The organism is Nocardia puris, assembly GCF_036051655.1.
Classification (GTDB): domain Bacteria; phylum Actinomycetota; class Actinomycetes; order Mycobacteriales; family Mycobacteriaceae; genus Nocardia; species Nocardia puris.
In genome coordinates this window covers 6,756,669-6,772,501 of record NZ_CP107943.1, presented here as the reverse complement: position 1 = coordinate 6,772,501, position 15,833 = coordinate 6,756,669, and the positions used below count along the sequence as shown (strand labels likewise).

Sequence of the window (15,833 nt, the reverse complement as noted above, 5' to 3'; positions counted from 1 at the left end):
CCCGGCGGTTCGGGCGGACTCGGGTGTCCGGGGGCCGGGTCGGGCGCGGGTGGGACCGGCGGTGGCACGGGCCGTGGCGGTGTGCCGGGCTCCGGTGGTGTGCCGGGTGGTGCGGGTTCGGGGCCCGGCGGTTCGGGCGGCCGGTCGGGGCCGGGAGTCGGCGGAATCGGGTCCGGTTCCGGGATAGGCGGCGGGGGTGGCGGCACGGGATGCGGCGCGGGCTCGTCGGGCAACGTCGGATCGGGCGTCGGTGTGGTGTTCATATCCCTGTCCTTTCCGGTGCGCAGTGGCGATCACCGCGAGAGCGCGTCCGGTTTCGCCGCGGCACGGTCGCTACACCTGGGCGCTACCCGGGGCGCGCAGGCGGAAACACGGGACTCGCCGGATGGCGCGTGGGAGCCGTTCATCCGGCGCGTGCCGGAGGTCAGCCGCCCTCGGGGGTGTTCGCCGCCGCGCGGCCTCGGTCGCCTGCGCCCGCGTGACGGGGAGATTGGCCCACCGAGGTGCGGGTAGGGGCGACACGAGTACCGCACCAACTACTGCGAAGGGGTACGACATGTCGGGAACGGTGGGCGAGCACATCGTGCGGCGGCTGGGCGAATGGGGTGTCCGGCACGTTTTCGGGTATCCGGGCGACGGGATCAACGGCCTGGTGGCCGCGTTCGGGCAGGTGGCGGACGCGCCGGCGTTCATCCAGGCCCGTCACGAGGAGATGGCGGCGTTCCAGGCCACCGGGTACGCGAAGTTCGGCGGCGGCGTCGGCGTGTGCCTGGCGACCTCGGGCCCGGGCGCCATCCATCTGCTCAACGGTCTCTACGACGCGAAACTCGACCATGTGCCGGTGGTGGCGCTGATCGGGCAGACCGCGCGCGCCGAACTCGGCAGCAGCTACCAGCAGGAGGTGGCGCTGGCGCGGCTGTTCGCCGACGTGGCCTCGGACTACCTGGTGGAGGTCGAGGTGGCCGAGCAGTTGCCCGGCGCGCTGGACCGAGCCCTGCGCACGGCGGCCGCGCGCCGGGCGCCCACGGCGGTGATCATCCCCGCCGACCTCCAGCAGGAGGACTATCCGCCGCCCGACCCGCCCGCGCCCACCGCCTCAGCGCCCGGGCACACGGTGCCGCCCGCCGAGGAGCTGCGCCGCGCCGCCGAGGTGCTGGAGTCCGGATCACGGGTCGCGATCCTGGTGGGGCAAGGCGCGCGGTCGGCGCGCGAGGAAGTGCTCGAGCTCGCCGACCGCACCGGCGCGGGCATCGCGAAGGCGTTGCTCGGCAAGGACGTGTTGCCCGACGAACTGCCGTACGGCACCGGTCCTATCGGCCTGCTCGGCAGCAGGCCCAGCTACGAGCTGATGCGCGACTGCGACACTCTGCTGATCGTCGGGTCCGGCTTCCCGTACGCGGAGTTCCTGCCCGAACCCGGCCACGCCCGCGCCGTGCAGATCGATATCGACGCCGCCATGACCGGCCTGCGCTACCCCACCGAGGTGAATCTGGTCGGTGACGCGAAAAGCACGCTGGCAGAACTGATTCCGCTGGTCAGCCGCAAGGCGGACCGTTCGTGGCGCGCACGCGTGGAAGGTGACGTCGCCCGCTGGCGCGAGACGATCCAGGCCCAGTCCCTGGTGGACGCCGACCCGGTGAACCCGATGCGCGTGGTGACCGAGCTGTCGGCGCGGGTGCCCGGGAATGCGATCGTCACCGCCGATTCGGGCTCGGCCGCGAACTGGTACGCGCGCTGCCTCGACTTCCGCGGCGAGATGCGCGGGTCGCTGTCGGGCACGCTGGCGTCGATGGGGTGCGCGGTGCCGTACGCGATCGGCGCGAAGTTCGCCCACCCCGACCGTCCCACCGTGGCGCTCGTCGGCGACGGCGCGATGCAGATGAACGGGCTGGCCGAACTGCTGACCGCCACCCGCTACCGCGACACCTGGACCGATCCCCGCTTCGTGGTGTGCGTCTTCCACAACAACGACCTGGCCCAGGTGACCTGGGAACTGCGCGCGATGGGTGGCGCGCCGAAATTCGAGGACTCCCAGGCACTCCCGGACGTCTCCTACGCCGACCTGGCCCGCTGCCTCGGATTCGAAGCCGTCGCCGTCGACCGGTCCGATCAACTCGGCCGCGCCTGGGACCTCGCCCTCAGCGCGCAACGCCCGGTCCTGCTCGACGTCCGCTGCGACCCGGACTTCCCACCCATCCCGCCGCACGCCACCTGGGAGCAGCTGAAGAACACCGCCGCCGCCGTCCTGCGCGGCGACCCGAACGCCCGGCACCTGGTCACCCAGGGCGTGAAGGTGAAGGCGCGCGAGTTCCGGCCGAAGACGTGAGCGGGTCGCGTCACCCGCCGTGCGGCGGGTTGGTGAGCTCGCACGCCGAAGCGCAGCGGACCGTGATGAGGAAGGCGGAGGGCGCGTCCGAGAAGACGAGTCCGGTGTCGAGCGACGGCAGACCCGACGGACGCACCGACCTGTCGGCAGCCAGGTCATAGGTGAGCACGTGGGAGGAAGCCCGCACCGTCGGCGCGTCGATCAGGCACCGGGGTCCGGCGGCTTCGTCGAGGGCCACGCGGCCCGCGAGGGTGCCGCCCGGGGCGGGGTAGGGCGCGCCGGGCAGCGGCGAGAGCGCGCCGTCGGCGCTGATGTGGAAGCCGCCGATGCGGCCCGCCATCGGTTCGGGGAGATGAAGGCGCGAGCTGTCGGCGCCGATCGCCGCGCCGTGCGGGAGGAAGCCGGTGGCGTAGGCGAGCCGGGAGTCATCTGCTTGTCGCCGGACGCTAAGCAGCATCCAGAACGCCGAGTGTCCAAGAATCAGGACACCCCCCGCGGCGGGCCGCTGTCGGGGATGCGGGCAATCCCACACCGTGCGTGGGCGAACGCGGGCGGGCGACCGGGGTAAAATCGGTGGTTCTTGTGCCTGCCGGGGCGCACAATCGAGCGGCAACCGCCCAGCACCACCATCCGTGAGGAGCCATTCTGTGATCACCGCGACCGACCTCGAGGTCCGGGCCGGAGTCCGAACCCTGCTGTCGGCTCCCGGGCCCGCCTTGCGGGTGCAGGCGGGCGACCGGATCGGCCTGGTCGGGCGCAACGGCGCGGGCAAGACCACCACGCTGCGCATCCTGGCGGGCGAGGGCGAGCCCTACGCCGGAAAGATCCTGCGCTCCACCGAGATCGGCTACCTGCCGCAGGACCCGAGGGAAGGCAACCTGGACGTGCTCGCGCGCGACCGGGTGCTCTCCGCGCGCGGCCTGGACACGCTGATCCGCGATATGGAGAAGCAGCAGGCGCTGATGGCCGAGGTAGCCGACGAGAACGAGCGTGAGAAGGCGGTGCGCAAGTACGGCCGGCTCGAGGAGCGGTTCTCGGCGCTCGGCGGTTACGTCGCCGAGAGCGAGGCCGCCCGCATCTGCCACAGCCTCGGCCTGCCCGACCGCGTGCTCGGCCAGGCGCTGCGCACCCTGTCCGGCGGTCAGCGCCGCCGCATCGAGCTGGCGCGCATCCTGTTCTCCGCCTCCGACGGCAGCGGCGGGCGCTCCGACCGCATCCTGCTGCTGGACGAGCCGACCAACCACCTCGACGCCGATTCCATCACCTGGCTGCGCGGGTTCCTCCAGAACCACGACGGCGGCCTGATCGTGATCAGCCACGACGTCGACCTGCTCGAGGCCGTGGTCAACAAGGTGTGGTTCCTCGACGCCGTGCGCGGCGAGGCCGACGTCTACAACATGGGCTGGAAGAAGTACCTCGACGCCCGCGCCACCGACGAACAGCGCCGCCGCCGCGAACGCGCCAACGCCGAGAAGAAGGCCTCCGCGCTCAAGGCGCAGGCGGCCAAGCTCGGCGCGAAGGCCACGAAAGCCGTTGCGGCGCAGAACATGGTCAAGCGCGCCGACCGGCTGCTCAACGAGCTCGACGACGTGCGCGTGGCCGACAAGGTGGCGCGGATCAAGTTCCCCGAGCCCGCCGCCTGCGGCAAGACGCCGCTGATGGCCGAGAACCTGACCAAGATGTACGGCTCGCTGGAGATCTTCACCGGCGTCGACCTGGCCATCGACCGCGGCAGCCGGGTGGTGGTGCTCGGCCTCAACGGCGCGGGCAAGACCACGCTGCTGCGCCTGCTGGCGGGTGTCGAACAGCCCAGCGCCGGCCGGCTGGTGCCGGGCCACGGCCTGAAGGTCGGCTATTTCGCGCAGGAGCACGACACCCTCGACGACAGCGCGTCGGTCTGGGAGAACATCCGCCACGCCGCGCCTGATGCGGGCGAGCAGGACCTGCGCGGCCTGCTCGGCGCGTTCATGTTCACCGGTCCGCAGCTGGACCAGCCCGCGGGCACCCTGTCCGGCGGCGAGAAGACCCGTCTCGCGCTGGCGGGCCTGGTGTCCTCGGCGGCGAACGTGCTGTTGCTCGACGAGCCCACCAACAACCTCGATCCGATCTCGCGCGAGCAGGTGCTCGACGCGCTGCGCACCTACGCGGGCGCCGTCGTGCTGGTGACCCACGATCCGGGCGCCGCCGAGGCGCTGTCGCCGGAGCGGGTGATCCTGCTGCCCGACGGCACCGAGGACCACTGGTCGGCCGATTATCTGGAACTGATCCAGCTCGCGTGATCTCGATCACAACAATTCGTTGATCGGGGCCTGCTCAGTGCTTAGCCTGGAAAGACGCGCTGCTCGGCGACTCGGAGGAAGCCATGGGCGACAGGGCCACACAGGGCAAGGCATTGGGCAAAGGCACACGCGTCACGGGGAAGTCGCGTGATCGCCTGCAAACGCAGCTGAAGAAGCAGTACGAAGCGGGTGCGAGCATCCGGTCCCTGGCGCGGTCGACCGGCCGCTCCTACGGGTTCATCCACAACGTGCTGGTGGAATCGCACGTCCAGCTGCGCAGCCGCGGCGGTGCGAATCGGCGCAAAGCCCAGTAGACACCCGCATCGTCGCGCGCCGGTCTCGGTCACGCCGGGTTCCGCGTGCGGCGGTGAATTCCCGGGGCCCGCGCCGTCTGCACTGTCGACGCCGACAGTGAGGAGATTCCGGTGCCGATGGTGATCGCCCAGATGATGGTCACACTGGACGGATACGCGGCGGGACCCGACGGTGCGCTGGACTGGGTGCACACCGAGGACCCAGAGCTGGACGACTACCTGGCCGACGTGCTGACGTCGGTCGGTGCGCAGGTCTTCGGCCGCACGGCCTACGAGGGCGTGGCGGAGTACTGGACCGGTGACGAGGCGGCCTTCGAGTCGTCCGGTGACGCCCGGCTGGCGCCGCTGGTGAACGGCGTGCCGAAGATCGTGGTGACCTCCCGGCCGGACCGGCCGCTGGCGTGGCAGCCCGCCACCGCGATCGGCGGTGACCTGGCGGACGACGTGCGCCGCCTGAAGTCCGAGCCGGGCGATCCGGTGATCGTGTTCGCCGGCGCGACCACGCTGAACTCGTTCCTGCGCCTCGGCGCCGTGGACGAGTTGCGGTTGCTGGTGTTCCCCGTGTTCGCCGGGGGCGGGCAGCGGCTCTTCGACCTCGCCGACACCGGGCCGGTCGAACTGATCGACGTGCGGGCGTTCCCCGCCTCGGGGGTGGTGCTGCAGCGCTATCGGCTCTGAATGCCGTTCGGAGCCCGGGAGATTCAGTACCCGGGCACCATGCCGTCGCTGTGGACCAGGAGGTTGGCCAGGCTGCGGAAGATCGGCAGCCCGGTCTTGATCTCCAGGTAGGCGAACTGGCCCTGCGGATTGACCTCGAGGAAGTAGTACTCGCCGTCGAGGCCGAGCCGCAGATCCACCACGCCGAAGCTCAGGCCGAGCGCGCCCATCAGCATTGCCAGCGATTTGCTGATACCGGGCGGGAGTTGATCGCGGACGAAGTCAACCGACGTGTCGAGTCGCGAGTCGACACGGCCGACACCAGCCTGCGAATCGATCCGCACGGTCCAGGCGATACCGTCCACCCACACCACGCGCAGATCGCAGACGGCGGTGACGTAGTCCTGGAAAGTGGTGGGGGAGGACCGGATACCGGAGAGTTTGCCGAAATCGGCCTTCGTGATGATCCTGGTTTCGGCGAACTCGGCGCGACCCGTGCCGGTGCGCTTGTAAACCACGGCGCCGGAACGTGATTCGACGAAGCTGCGGGCCTCGTCGGGATCGTTGGTGATCAGAGTCTCCGGGATCGCGAAACCGGCGCGCTGCGCTGTCTCCAATTGCACGATCTTGCGGGAGGCGGTGCGGTCGGCCCCGGGGTCGTTGATCCAGAACGCCGGGATCGACCACAGCAGGCCCTGCACGAAACCGTCGCATTCGGCCTGGCGGAACGCGTCGTCGGCGGCGCGCACCCCGGCGGGCACCAGGCACGGGTGCGGGCGCCGCCACCACACCGACTGCACGTCGTCCAGTCCGAAGACGTGCGAGAACGAGCGGGCCGTGCCGAACCTGTCCAGCCGGAAACTGCCCGACTCGCGCGGGAAATCGCGCAGGTCGAGGTGAATCGGGCTGAGCCCGTGGTGATCTCGCAGCGTCGCCGCCATGGCGGTGGCGTGCAGATCATCGGATTCGGACACGATCAGAATCGAGCCGGGACGGCGCGCCACCACAGAGCAGGTCCGCTCAGTCGAGACTGTCGCAGTTGATGCCGTCGTCGCTGGTCGCGAGCGATTTCGTCTGACAGTAGGTGAAGGTCGCTCCGCCGGTCGCCGGGCACGGCGCCAGGCGCAGGCCCTCGGCCCAGGAATCCGTGAGTTGTTGCAGCAGTTCGTCTCCCAGCGCGGGGGAGGGCGCGGCGGCCAGCGTCATCGGGCGGTCCACCAGTTCCACGCGCAGGCGGCGGGTGAAATCGGCGGTCGCGCCGGGGCGGATGTCGACCAGTACGCGACGGCCCGCTTCGGCCTCGGGCGCGGGGTCGGCGTGATCGAGGACGCGCAGCACATCGGACCGGCGGAACGTCCACGTACCCTCGGCGACGCGCACGGATATCTCGCGGTCCGACTCGGCCACGAGCAGGCCGTGGAGTGCGGGGACGCGGTCGTCCGTCGGCGCGGCACCGGGGCGGTGGTATGCGTCGGCCATGGTCTGCTCTCCGATCTGCTCGCGATTTGCCAGGACCCCCGAGCGTGACCTGGATCATAACGCGTGCCGTGGGACGCCCGGCCCGGATCGCGAGATTTCACCACGCCTGTCGCGCGGTTCGGCGTGCGCGCCGAAAGTTTTTCCGTGCCACGGAAAAACGCGGTTCGCAACGTTGGAGCTACAACCCCGGGCGCCGTGCGCCAGAGCGCTTGCCCGGGGGTGGCGGCGGGCTACAGATCCAGCAGATCGGGGCGATCGGCGAGGGCCCGCAGGCGCTCGGCGGGGTCGGCGATCAGCTTGCGCGCGGTCAGATCCATGACGCCGCCGGTGACCACGAGCTCGGCCGACACGGTGCCGTCCAGCTTCACGATCCTCTGGCGGAAGCGGAAGATCTTGCCGCTGGTCCATTCCGAGTCGGTGGTCACGGTGATCTCGTCGCCGCCGCGCAGCTCGCGCAGGTACTTGATGGTGGTCTCGAGGACCACCGGGGCGATGCCCGCGGCGATCAGCTTGTCGCCGGCGAGGCCGGCCTCGCGCAGCAGTTCCCAGCGCGCGTGCTCGGCGTACTGGTGGTAGACGGCCTGGTTCACGTGGCCCAGGGTGTCCAGTTCGTAGCCGCGGACGACGATCGGCACAGTGTGGCTCATAACCCGGTCCAACCGAGGTCGGGTGCCTGCCTGTTCCCGGATCGGGTGCCGTGTGCGCCACATTCGGGCTGGTGGGCGCATGATCCGGCGCCTCAGGCGCGGTGGGCGTTGCGCTCCGCCCACCAGGCGGGGGCGTCGACGAAGTGGTTGTCGTACTCGTCCTGGCTCGCGGCCAGGTCCTCGAAGGTGGCCTCGCCGCGGGCCAGGCGGTCCAGGAGGCGGAAGTAGCCGAAGCGGCGCACGCCCGGCATGAGGGCGATCACCAGGCGCGCGGTGCTGTCGGGGGTGGCGCCGAACGCGTGCGGCATGAATTTCGGGACCACCAGGGCGCCGCCCGCACCGACCGTGACGATCTCCTCGCCGGCGAGGACCTGGATCTCGCCCTCGGTGACGACGAACAGTTCGTCGGACTTTGTGTGGAAATGCGGTGCGGCGCCGTCGGCTCCGCGCGCCAGGATCACCTCGACGGTGCTCACCGAATCGCCGGTGCGGTCGGCGTCGAGGAGCAGGCGCACCCGAGCGGTGTCGGTGCCGATGGTCTCGGCCTCGTCGGGGTGGACCAGGGCGGCGGGGCGGGTGGGGGCGGTCATGACGACTCCAATTGTTCGGTGATTGATAATTCGTTACCGAACTATATCGCGACGAATAGACTCCTGTCCATGACCGAATCGAAGCCGGATGCCGTCGACGCGATCGCCGCCCAGTGGCGCCGCGAGCGCCCCGACCTGGACCTCGAGGCGATGGCGATCATCGGCCGCCTGGGCAGGCTGATGGTTGTCGCGCAGCGCGAGATCGAAGCCGTGTTCACCGCGCACGGTTTGCAGCGCGGCGAATTCGACGTGCTCGCCGCGCTGCGCCGCTCCGGTGCGCCCTACGAACTGAACCCGTCGGTCCTGGCCGACACACTCATGCTCTCCCGCGCGGGCATGACCGGCCGCCTCGACCGCCTCGAATCGGCGGGCCTGGTCCGCCGCACCGCTGACGCCACCGACCGCCGCGCCATCCGCGTCGCCCTCACCGACGCCGGCCGCACCCTCGTCGACGAGGTCGTCACCGCCCACGTAGCCAACGAATCCCGCCTCCTCGCCCCCCTCTCCACCCCCGACCGCCACACCCTCGACCGCCTGATCCGCCAACTCCTCACCGCTCTGGAAGGCGAACCCTGACGTGACCACTCAGTCGTCGAGCGCGCAGCGTTCCTCCAGCACCGCGGGCAGGTCCAGCTGCCACACCCGCGCCGAGCCGACCACCAGTTCGTCCCAGGTCCGCGCCGAATACCGGTCGGTGGAGCGCGCGTCCCGGACCACGCCGACGGCGAGGTGCCCCGCGCGGATCAGGGTCGGCAATTGGAGGTGCCGGATCGCCGCCGGGTGCGGGCGTCCGTGCGCGCCGGGCATCGCGACCAAGCGCGCGGCCGTCTTGCCCAGCGAGACGGCGCCGACCAGCGTGTGCGCGGCGAGCAGCAGCTCCGTGCGTTTGCGCCGCTGTGCTCGGGTGGGCGCGGACAGGGCGCCGGTATGCTCGTACGCCTCCGCTGCGACGTGGGTGCGCACGATCACCTCGGTCAGGAGCGCGGTGAAGCCGGGGCCGACCGTCGCGCTGCGCAGATTCCACCCTTCGCCCGCGCGCAGCCCAGAGTACGCATGCAGGGCGAACTGCTCGACCCGCTCGTCGTCGCTGTCGTAGAGCCAGCTCGTACCGGGGACGGGCAGGCTCATGGGCGTGAGGAAGTCGGCCGCGAGATGGCGCATGAGCCGGCCCGCGGCGTCGGCCCACCCGTCGACCTCATCGAATCTCCCGCCCTCGGAGAAGTCCACCTTGCGGCCGGATTCTCTTCTCTTGCCGTGGAATTCGCCGTCGACGATCGACCGCAGGGAACTGAAGACGCGCAGCAGATCATGTCCGCCGGACTTGATGCGATGGGTCCGGCCGCCGAATCCGGCACCCATGAAGTCGATGGGCAGCCGTTCGCCCGCCTTCTTCCACCGGCTCACGCGGTCGGTCGCCTCGAGCTTGCCGAATCCGGTGCGCACGCCGCCGTCGATCGACGAGTCGAACCAGACCGACAGCGCGCCGACCAGCCCCGCGACGCCGACGATCGCCAGGTCGCGGTCCGTCCACCGCAGGCGGTGCCGCTCCCGCCACGCCGCCAGGGCCTCGCGGTGTTCCGGAGTGAGTCCGGCTTCGGGATCCACCCCGGTCCATCCCGAGCGCTCGCGCAATTCGTCGTTGAAGGCGGTGAGTTCGTCATAGGACAGGCGGTGCGGGGAGACCTGGAGGGACGCCGCGACCGGATCGTCACCGAGCGCGGCGTCGACGGCGCGGTCGACGTCGGCCAGGCGGCGGGCGAGCGCGTCGAGGTTGCGGTCGGCGTCGTCGCTCATTCGCCGGCCGCCACCGACGGCAGCCGGTCGAGAACAACGTCGACCGTCGCCCGATCCCGTTGCGCCGCTTCGAGTTCCGCGCGCAGCCGCTTGGTGTCGGCCCTGGCGTCGATCAGCTCGGTGCGCAGCCGCGTCACCGCCGCGCGCAGGCTATTGTTGTCGTCGGACAGCGCGCGGTTCTGTTCCTTCAACTCGGCGATCCGCTCGGTGAGCAGATTCGTCTTCTCCGCGAGGTGGTTCGCGGTCTGCTGCAGGCTCTCCACGATCCGCCGCAGTTTCTGATCGCGGTCGGCGTCCTCGGCGGCGAGCAGCCGGGCGGCCAGCGCGATCTTCACCGCGTCGAGGGCGAGGGTGCCGCTGCCGAAGCGGCTGTACCGGGCGCTCGCGCCCGCCACACCGGCGGCGGTCAGCCCGCTGACACCGGTCACCAGCGCGGTGCCGCCCGCGACGCCGAAACCGCCCGCCGCGAGTGATCCGCCGCCCAGCGCGGCGAGTCCGGCGGAGGTCGCGGCGGCGCCGCTGAGCCCGAGCGTGCCGCCGACGGCGGCGCCGATCGCCGGCGCCGCCATCCCGCCGGTCATGACGCCCGCTCCCAAGCCGACGACGGTCACCGCCGCGACCCGTCCCCACCGGATCGACTTGCGCCGCAACTGTTTCATGACGGCGTCGAATTCGCGGGTGAGGGCCGCGAGATCGCCGGGCGCCAACCCGGCAAGGTCGCGGGCGGCCTCGTCCAGCGCGGATTTGCGGGCCCCGGAATCCCAGGTGATCCCGTCCGGCCAGGGCGTGAACACCATCAGTTCGATCAGCGCGGAGACCGCGCGCGGGCGTTCGGTGATCCGCGTCGCCAGTGCGGTGACGTCCCCCAGAATGGCGTCGAGATCGAGCGGTGCGGCGTTCTCGTCCGCCGCCGGGGTGGGTGCGTCACGCAATGCGGTGAAGGCCGAGGCGAATTCGTCCAGCACCGCCGACTTACGTTCGGCGGCCTTGCCTTTGCGTGTCGCCGCCACGTCGGCGCGCATCATCCGGATCTGCAACCCGCGCACGGCGAGTTCGTCGGGCGGGTCCAGTCGCCATTCCGCCGGAGCGTCGACGGTCGGCGGTGCGTCGGTCATGGGCGGCCTCTCTGCGTGCCGGACGACGGTCGCGGCGTGTCTCGGCGGGACGTCGCCGATCGGTGCACAAGGCGTCGGGATTCGAATCGGCGGAGATATCAACCCAGTCGCGCGAGGCGAAGCGCCTGTTACCGGGACGCGCCGGGCGCGCACGTTCAATCCTTGCGGCGGACCGAGGCTTCGACGAGATCCAGGACGGCGGAGAGGTTTTCGTTGGTGTGGCCGGAGGCGATGCGGGCGATGAGGCCGTCGAGGACGAGGTCGAGGTAGCCGAGCAGGACGTCGGTGGGGACGTCGTCGCGCAGGGCGCCCGCGGCCTTGCGGCGCTCGAGGCGGGCGAGGGTGGCGGCGGTGAGGTCGGCGGAGCGCTGGGTCCAGCCGGCGCGGAAGTCGGGGTCGGTGCGCAGGCGGCGTGCGATCTCCAAACGCGTACCGAGCCAATTGAATTGGTCGGGGTCGGCGAGCATGTCCCGCATGACCTGCACCAGACCCTGATTGGCCGCGACATCGGCCATGCGCTCGGCGTCCTCTTGGGCCAAGGCCAGGAACAGCGCGTCCTTGTCGCGGAAGTGGTGGAAGATGGCGCCGCGCGACAGGCCGATGGCTTCTTCGAGGCGGCGCACCGTCGCGCCGTCGTAGCCGTATTCGGCGAAGCAGCGCCGGGCCCCGTCGAGTATCTGACTTCGTCGGGCGGCGAGATGGTCGTCGCTGACCTTGGGCATGGGGGCTGAGGCTCCTCGGCGAGGGCGAAACGGGCAATGCGGACAGGTCCGCGCACCGCGAAACGTGCGGTGCGCGGACCCTCGGACGATCGGCCACGCGCGGCCGACCACATGCTCCGCGACGGACCCGGTTCCCGCGCACGGGAACCGGGACACGTCAGCTGCGGATCATGTTGCGCAGCACGTACTGCAGGATGCCGTCGTTGCGGTAGTAGTCGGCCTCACCGGGGGTGTCGATGCGGACCACCGCGTCGAAGGTGATGACCTCGCCGCTCTCCTTGGTGGCGGTGACCTTCAGCGTCTTCGGGGTCACACCCTCGTTGAGCTTGGTGATGCCCTCGATGTCGAAGGTCTCGGTGCCGTCCAGGCCCAGCGACTTGGCCGACTCGCCCGCCGGGAACTGCAGCGGGATGACGCCCATGCCGATCAGGTTGGAGCGGTGGATGCGCTCGAACGACTCGGTGATGACGGCCTTCACGCCCAGCAGGCGGGTGCCCTTGGCGGCCCAGTCACGCGAGGAGCCCGAACCGTACTCCTTGCCGCCCAGCACGACCAGCGGAATGCCGGCCTTCTGGTAGTTCTGCGAGGCGTCGTAGATGAACGCCTGCGGACCGCCGGGCTGGGTGAAGTCGCGGGTGTAACCACCCGAGACGTCGTCGAGCAGCTGGTTGCGCAGCCGGATATTGGCGAAGGTGCCGCGGATCATGACCTCGTGGTTACCGCGCCGCGAACCCAGCGAGTTGTAGTCCTTGCGCTCCACGCCGTGCGAGTCCAGGTACTGCGCGGCCGGGGTGCCGGGCTTGATCGGGCCCGCCGGGCTGATGTGGTCGGTGGTGACCGAGTCGCCCAGCAGCGCCAGCACGCGCGCGCCCTTGATGTCGGACACCGGCGACGGCTCGAGCTGCATGCCGTCGAAGTACGGCGCCTTGCGCACGTAGGTCGAGTTCTCGTCCCACGCGAAGGTGTCGCCCTCCGGGGTGGCCAGGTTCTGCCAGCGGTGGTCGCCCTTGAACACGTCGGCGTAGGACTTGCGGAACATGTCCTGGCTGATCGCCGACTTGATGGTGTCGTCGATCTCCTGCGGCGAGGGCCAGATGTCGCGCAGGTAGACGTCGTTGCCCTCGGTGTCCTTGCCCAGCGGGTCGGTCTCGAAGTCGAAGTCCATGGTGCCCGCGAGCGCGTAGGCGATGACCAGCGGCGGCGAGGCCAGGTAGTTCATCTTCACGTCGGGGGAGATGCGGCCCTCGAAGTTGCGGTTGCCCGAGAGCACCGCGGTGACCGACAGGTCGTTGTCGTTGACCGCCTTGGAGATCTCCTCCGGCAGCGGGCCGGTGTTGCCGATGCAGGTGGTGCAGCCGAAACCGCCCAGGTAGAAGCCCAGCTTCTCCAGGTACGGCCACAGGCCGGCCTTCTCGTAGTAGTCGTTGACGACCTGCGAGCCCGGCGCCATGTTGGTCTTCACCCACGGCTTGGACGACAGGCCCTTCTCGACCGCGTTGCGGGCCAGCAGCGCCGCGCCGATCATGACCGACGGGTTGGAGGTGTTGGTGCAGGAGGTGATGCCCGCGACCACGACGGCGCCGTGGTCGAGCACGAACTCGCCGCGCTCCTCCGACCGCACCCGGACCGGCTTGGTCGGGCGGCCCTCGGCGCCGTTCGCGGCCGAGTGCACGATGACGGCGTCGTCGTCGGCGAAGGACAGCACGGCGGGATCGCTGGCCGGGAAGGATTCCTCGATGGCCTCGTCCAGGTTCGAGTGCGGGGTGTCGGCGGCCGCGCCGCCCTCGGCGTCGGAGGTGTAGTTGTGGATGTCCTTGCGGAAGGCGATCTTCGACTCGCTGAGCAGGATGCGGTCCTGCGGGCGCTTCGGGCCGGCGATGGAGGGCACCACGGTGCTCAGGTCCAGCTCGAGGTACTCGGAGTAGGCGGGCTCGTTGTCCGGGTCGTGCCACATGCCCTGCTCCTTGGCGTACGCCTCGACCAGCGCGAGCTGCTCGTCGGTGCGGCCGGTGAGGCGCAGGTAGTTCACGGTCTCGGCGTCGATCGGGAAGATCGCCGCGGTGGAGCCGAATTCGGGGCTCATGTTGCCCAGGGTGGCGCGGTTGGCCAGCGGCACCTCGGCGACGCCCTTGCCGTAGAACTCGACGAACTTGCCGACCACACCGTGCTTGCGCAGCATGTCGGTGACGGTGAGCACCACGTCGGTGGCGGTCACGCCGGGCTGGATCTCACCGGTCAGCTTGAAGCCGACCACGCGCGGGATGAGCATGGAGACGGGCTGGCCCAGCATCGCCGCCTCGGCCTCGATGCCGCCGACGCCCCAGCCCAGCACGCCCAGGCCGTTGACCATGGTGGTGTGCGAGTCGGTGCCGACGCAGGTGTCGGGGTAGGCCTGGCCCTTGCGGACCATGACGGTGGGCGCCAGGTACTCGATGTTGACCTGGTGCACGATGCCCATGCCCGGGGGGACGACCTTGAAGTCGTCGAACGCGCCCTGGCCCCAGCGCAGGAACTGGTAACGCTCGCCGTTGCGCTCGTACTCGAGGTCGACGTTGCGCTCGAGGGCGTCGGCGCGGCCGAAGACGTCCAGGATGACCGAGTGGTCGATGACCATGTCGGCGGGCGAGAGCGGGTTGACCTTGTTCGGGTCGCCGCCGAGGGTGGTGACGGCCTCGCGCATGGTGGCGAGATCGACGACACAGGGCACTCCGGTGAAGTCCTGCATGATCACGCGGGCCGGGGTGAACTGGATCTCGATGCTCGGCTGGGCCGAGGGATCCCAATTGGCGATGGCACGGATGTGATCGGCGGTGATGTTGGCGCCGTCCTCGGTGCGGAGCAGGTTCTCCGCGAGGACCTTCAGTGCGTAGGGGAGTTTCTCGGTGCCGGGCACGGCCGAGAGACGGAAGATCTCGTAGGAGTTGCTTCCGACCTCGAGGGTGCCCTTGGCGCCGAAAGTATCGATACTTGTCGTCACGTCAGCTCCACTCGTCTGTGAGGGTTGGCCATCGGCGGGGCTGTGCCGATGGCTCGAGTCCTTGGAGGGGCCCCGGCGCCGCAAGAGCGCCGGTTCCTCGCGCCTCGACTCTAACAGTACGCTTGTCCTGTGAAACGCGCGGGGGGCGTTCGGCGTGGCGGGGGTCGGTGCCGCGGGCCCCGGTCGCGTACTGTGCTTCCGAGCTGGCTCAGGGTCGAACTCAGCTCACCCTGCAGTGTTGAATGTCCGCCGACGCGGCTCGACAGACCGGATGGAAGATGGCGCCCACGTACACCTCGGTTTTCACTCCCCAGCGCGCGGAGCTGCCGCCGACGATCGACGCGGACACGCTGTCGACGATCAAGGCCGAGGTCGCGCAGACCAACGTCGCCGCACCGGAGGGCAGGGACCGGGCCGGGCTCGAGGCGATAGTGACCGAGGCGCGGGCCGACGGGCTCGAGCTGACCATCGTGGTGATCCCCGGGAATCCAGGACACGATTCCAATCTACGGGACCTGGCCATCGAGATCGGCAAATCCGAACCCGGGACCGTGGTGGTCTTCAGCGACGACTGGGTGGGCACGCACAGCGACACCATCAGCCGGGTGAAGCTCGAGTGGGCCGAGGACGCGGCCAAGAGCAAGCAGGGCGATTCGGTGGCGGCCGCGCGGATCTTCGTGGACCGCCTCGAGGAGTCGGACATGGTGTCCTGGACCGCGATCACCTCGGTGTTGCTGGCGGGCACCGCGCTGGCCGTGGGCGGGCTCTACTGGGTCAAGGTGCGCCGCGCCAAGGCCGAGTCGGACGCCGCGCCGCCGAGCGAGAATCACCCCGTCGACCGGTAATCGGTCTCCTCTTCGCCACTTTTCCTAACGGTCGGTTTGTTTTAACCCCGAATCCCCTGCGCGCATCTGGCTAATTCCCGGCAATGCG

15 protein-coding genes are annotated in these 15,833 nt (G+C 70.2%); 6 read left to right on the top strand and 9 right to left on the bottom strand.

The genetic code is table 11. From position 1 onward, the window contains the following. Positions 1–556: 556 nt before the first annotated feature. A complete protein-coding gene (locus tag OHB21_RS31430; RefSeq protein ID WP_067513621.1) occupies positions 557–2,326 on the top strand; it encodes a thiamine pyrophosphate-requiring protein in 1,770 nt (589 codons plus the stop codon). A 10-nt stretch (positions 2,327–2,336) separates the two neighbouring features. Here OHB21_RS31430 and OHB21_RS31425 read toward each other — a convergent pair whose 3' ends face one another. Next, positions 2,337–2,783, bottom strand: coding sequence for a hypothetical protein (locus OHB21_RS31425; protein ID WP_147265772.1), 447 nt, complete (start codon positions 2,781–2,783; stop codon positions 2,337–2,339). 190 nt (positions 2,784–2,973) lie between these two features. On the opposite strand from OHB21_RS31425, the gene OHB21_RS31420 reads away from it, so the two are divergent. From OHB21_RS31420 to OHB21_RS31410, 3 genes are all read left to right on the top strand, one after another. Then, complete coding sequence (locus OHB21_RS31420; RefSeq protein WP_067513623.1) at positions 2,974–4,605, top strand: ABC-F family ATP-binding cassette domain-containing protein; 1,632 nt, start codon at positions 2,974–2,976, stop codon at positions 4,603–4,605. A gap of 83 nt (positions 4,606–4,688) precedes the next feature. Further along, positions 4,689–4,919: a helix-turn-helix domain-containing protein gene (locus OHB21_RS31415; protein WP_067513624.1), complete on the top strand. Its 231-nt coding sequence runs from the start codon at positions 4,689–4,691 to the stop codon at positions 4,917–4,919. A 117-nt stretch (positions 4,920–5,036) separates the two neighbouring features. Beyond that, on the top strand, positions 5,037–5,597 hold the full coding sequence (locus OHB21_RS31410; RefSeq protein WP_067513625.1) for a dihydrofolate reductase family protein: 561 nt from the start codon (positions 5,037–5,039) through the stop codon (positions 5,595–5,597). 23 nt (positions 5,598–5,620) lie between these two features. Here OHB21_RS31410 and OHB21_RS31405 read toward each other — a convergent pair whose 3' ends face one another. The 4 genes from OHB21_RS31405 to OHB21_RS31390 all read right to left on the bottom strand — a co-directional run bounded on the left by OHB21_RS31405 (position 5,621) and on the right by OHB21_RS31390 (position 8,292). Beyond that, positions 5,621–6,550: a hypothetical protein gene (locus OHB21_RS31405; RefSeq protein ID WP_232331894.1), complete on the bottom strand. Its 930-nt coding sequence runs from the start codon at positions 6,548–6,550 to the stop codon at positions 5,621–5,623. Between the two features lie 46 nt (positions 6,551–6,596). Next, the gene (locus OHB21_RS31400; RefSeq protein ID WP_067513627.1) at positions 6,597–7,055 is read right to left on the bottom strand and encodes a hypothetical protein; all 459 of its coding nucleotides are present in this window, start codon (positions 7,053–7,055) and stop codon (positions 6,597–6,599) included. 230 nt (positions 7,056–7,285) lie between these two features. After that, positions 7,286–7,702, bottom strand: coding sequence for an acyl-CoA thioesterase (locus tag OHB21_RS31395; protein ID WP_067513629.1), 417 nt, complete (start codon positions 7,700–7,702; stop codon positions 7,286–7,288). A 92-nt stretch (positions 7,703–7,794) separates the two neighbouring features. Further along, complete coding sequence (locus OHB21_RS31390; RefSeq protein WP_067513631.1) at positions 7,795–8,292, bottom strand: cupin domain-containing protein; 498 nt, start codon at positions 8,290–8,292, stop codon at positions 7,795–7,797. Positions 8,293–8,361: 69 nt separating this feature from the next. Between OHB21_RS31390 and OHB21_RS31385 the strand changes: the two genes are divergently transcribed. After that, positions 8,362–8,868: a MarR family winged helix-turn-helix transcriptional regulator gene (locus OHB21_RS31385; RefSeq protein ID WP_067513633.1), complete on the top strand. Its 507-nt coding sequence runs from the start codon at positions 8,362–8,364 to the stop codon at positions 8,866–8,868. A 9-nt stretch (positions 8,869–8,877) separates the two neighbouring features. On the opposite strand, the gene OHB21_RS31380 is transcribed toward OHB21_RS31385, so the two are convergent. The 4 genes from OHB21_RS31380 to OHB21_RS31365 all read right to left on the bottom strand — a co-directional run bounded on the left by OHB21_RS31380 (position 8,878) and on the right by OHB21_RS31365 (position 14,900). Then, positions 8,878–10,086, bottom strand: coding sequence for a hypothetical protein (locus OHB21_RS31380; RefSeq protein ID WP_195124397.1), 1,209 nt, complete (start codon positions 10,084–10,086; stop codon positions 8,878–8,880). Next, positions 10,083–11,201, bottom strand: coding sequence for a cell division protein ZapB (locus OHB21_RS31375; protein ID WP_067513637.1), 1,119 nt, complete (start codon positions 11,199–11,201; stop codon positions 10,083–10,085). Before OHB21_RS31375 ends, OHB21_RS31380 begins: the two co-directional genes overlap by 4 nt. Positions 11,202–11,356: 155 nt before the next feature. Beyond that, positions 11,357–11,923, bottom strand: a complete 567-nt coding sequence (locus OHB21_RS31370) for a TetR/AcrR family transcriptional regulator (RefSeq protein WP_067513640.1) — start codon at positions 11,921–11,923, stop codon at positions 11,357–11,359. A gap of 157 nt (positions 11,924–12,080) precedes the next feature. Next, entirely contained in the window at positions 12,081–14,900 is a 2,820-nt protein-coding gene (locus OHB21_RS31365) for an aconitate hydratase (protein WP_067513642.1), read from the bottom strand. Between the two features lie 278 nt (positions 14,901–15,178). Between OHB21_RS31365 and OHB21_RS31360 the strand changes: the two genes are divergently transcribed. Continuing rightward, positions 15,179–15,745: an Rv1476 family membrane protein gene (locus OHB21_RS31360; protein ID WP_067513648.1), complete on the top strand. Its 567-nt coding sequence runs from the start codon at positions 15,179–15,181 to the stop codon at positions 15,743–15,745. The last annotated feature ends 88 nt before the right edge of the window (positions 15,746–15,833 follow it).

Excerpts from the sequence above, each read along its gene's own strand:
- OHB21_RS31430 (WP_067513621.1), top strand. The coding sequence starts at position 557 with ATGTCGGGAACGGTGGGCGAGCACATCGTGCGGCGGCTGGGCGAATGG.
- OHB21_RS31425 (WP_147265772.1), bottom strand. The coding sequence starts at position 2,783 with ATGCTGCTTAGCGTCCGGCGACAAGCAGATGACTCCCGGCTCGCCTAC.
- OHB21_RS31415 (WP_067513624.1), top strand. The coding sequence starts at position 4,689 with ATGGGCGACAGGGCCACACAGGGCAAGGCATTGGGCAAAGGCACACGC.
- OHB21_RS31410 (WP_067513625.1), top strand. The coding sequence starts at position 5,037 with ATGGTGATCGCCCAGATGATGGTCACACTGGACGGATACGCGGCGGGA.
- OHB21_RS31400 (WP_067513627.1), bottom strand. The coding sequence starts at position 7,055 with ATGGCCGACGCATACCACCGCCCCGGTGCCGCGCCGACGGACGACCGC.
- OHB21_RS31395 (WP_067513629.1), bottom strand. The coding sequence starts at position 7,702 with ATGAGCCACACTGTGCCGATCGTCGTCCGCGGCTACGAACTGGACACC.
- OHB21_RS31390 (WP_067513631.1), bottom strand. The coding sequence starts at position 8,292 with ATGACCGCCCCCACCCGCCCCGCCGCCCTGGTCCACCCCGACGAGGCC.
- OHB21_RS31385 (WP_067513633.1), top strand. The coding sequence starts at position 8,362 with ATGACCGAATCGAAGCCGGATGCCGTCGACGCGATCGCCGCCCAGTGG.
- OHB21_RS31380 (WP_195124397.1), bottom strand. The coding sequence starts at position 10,086 with ATGAGCGACGACGCCGACCGCAACCTCGACGCGCTCGCCCGCCGCCTG.
- OHB21_RS31375 (WP_067513637.1), bottom strand. The coding sequence starts at position 11,201 with ATGACCGACGCACCGCCGACCGTCGACGCTCCGGCGGAATGGCGACTG.
- OHB21_RS31370 (WP_067513640.1), bottom strand. The coding sequence starts at position 11,923 with ATGCCCAAGGTCAGCGACGACCATCTCGCCGCCCGACGAAGTCAGATA.
- OHB21_RS31360 (WP_067513648.1), top strand. The coding sequence starts at position 15,179 with ATGGCGCCCACGTACACCTCGGTTTTCACTCCCCAGCGCGCGGAGCTG.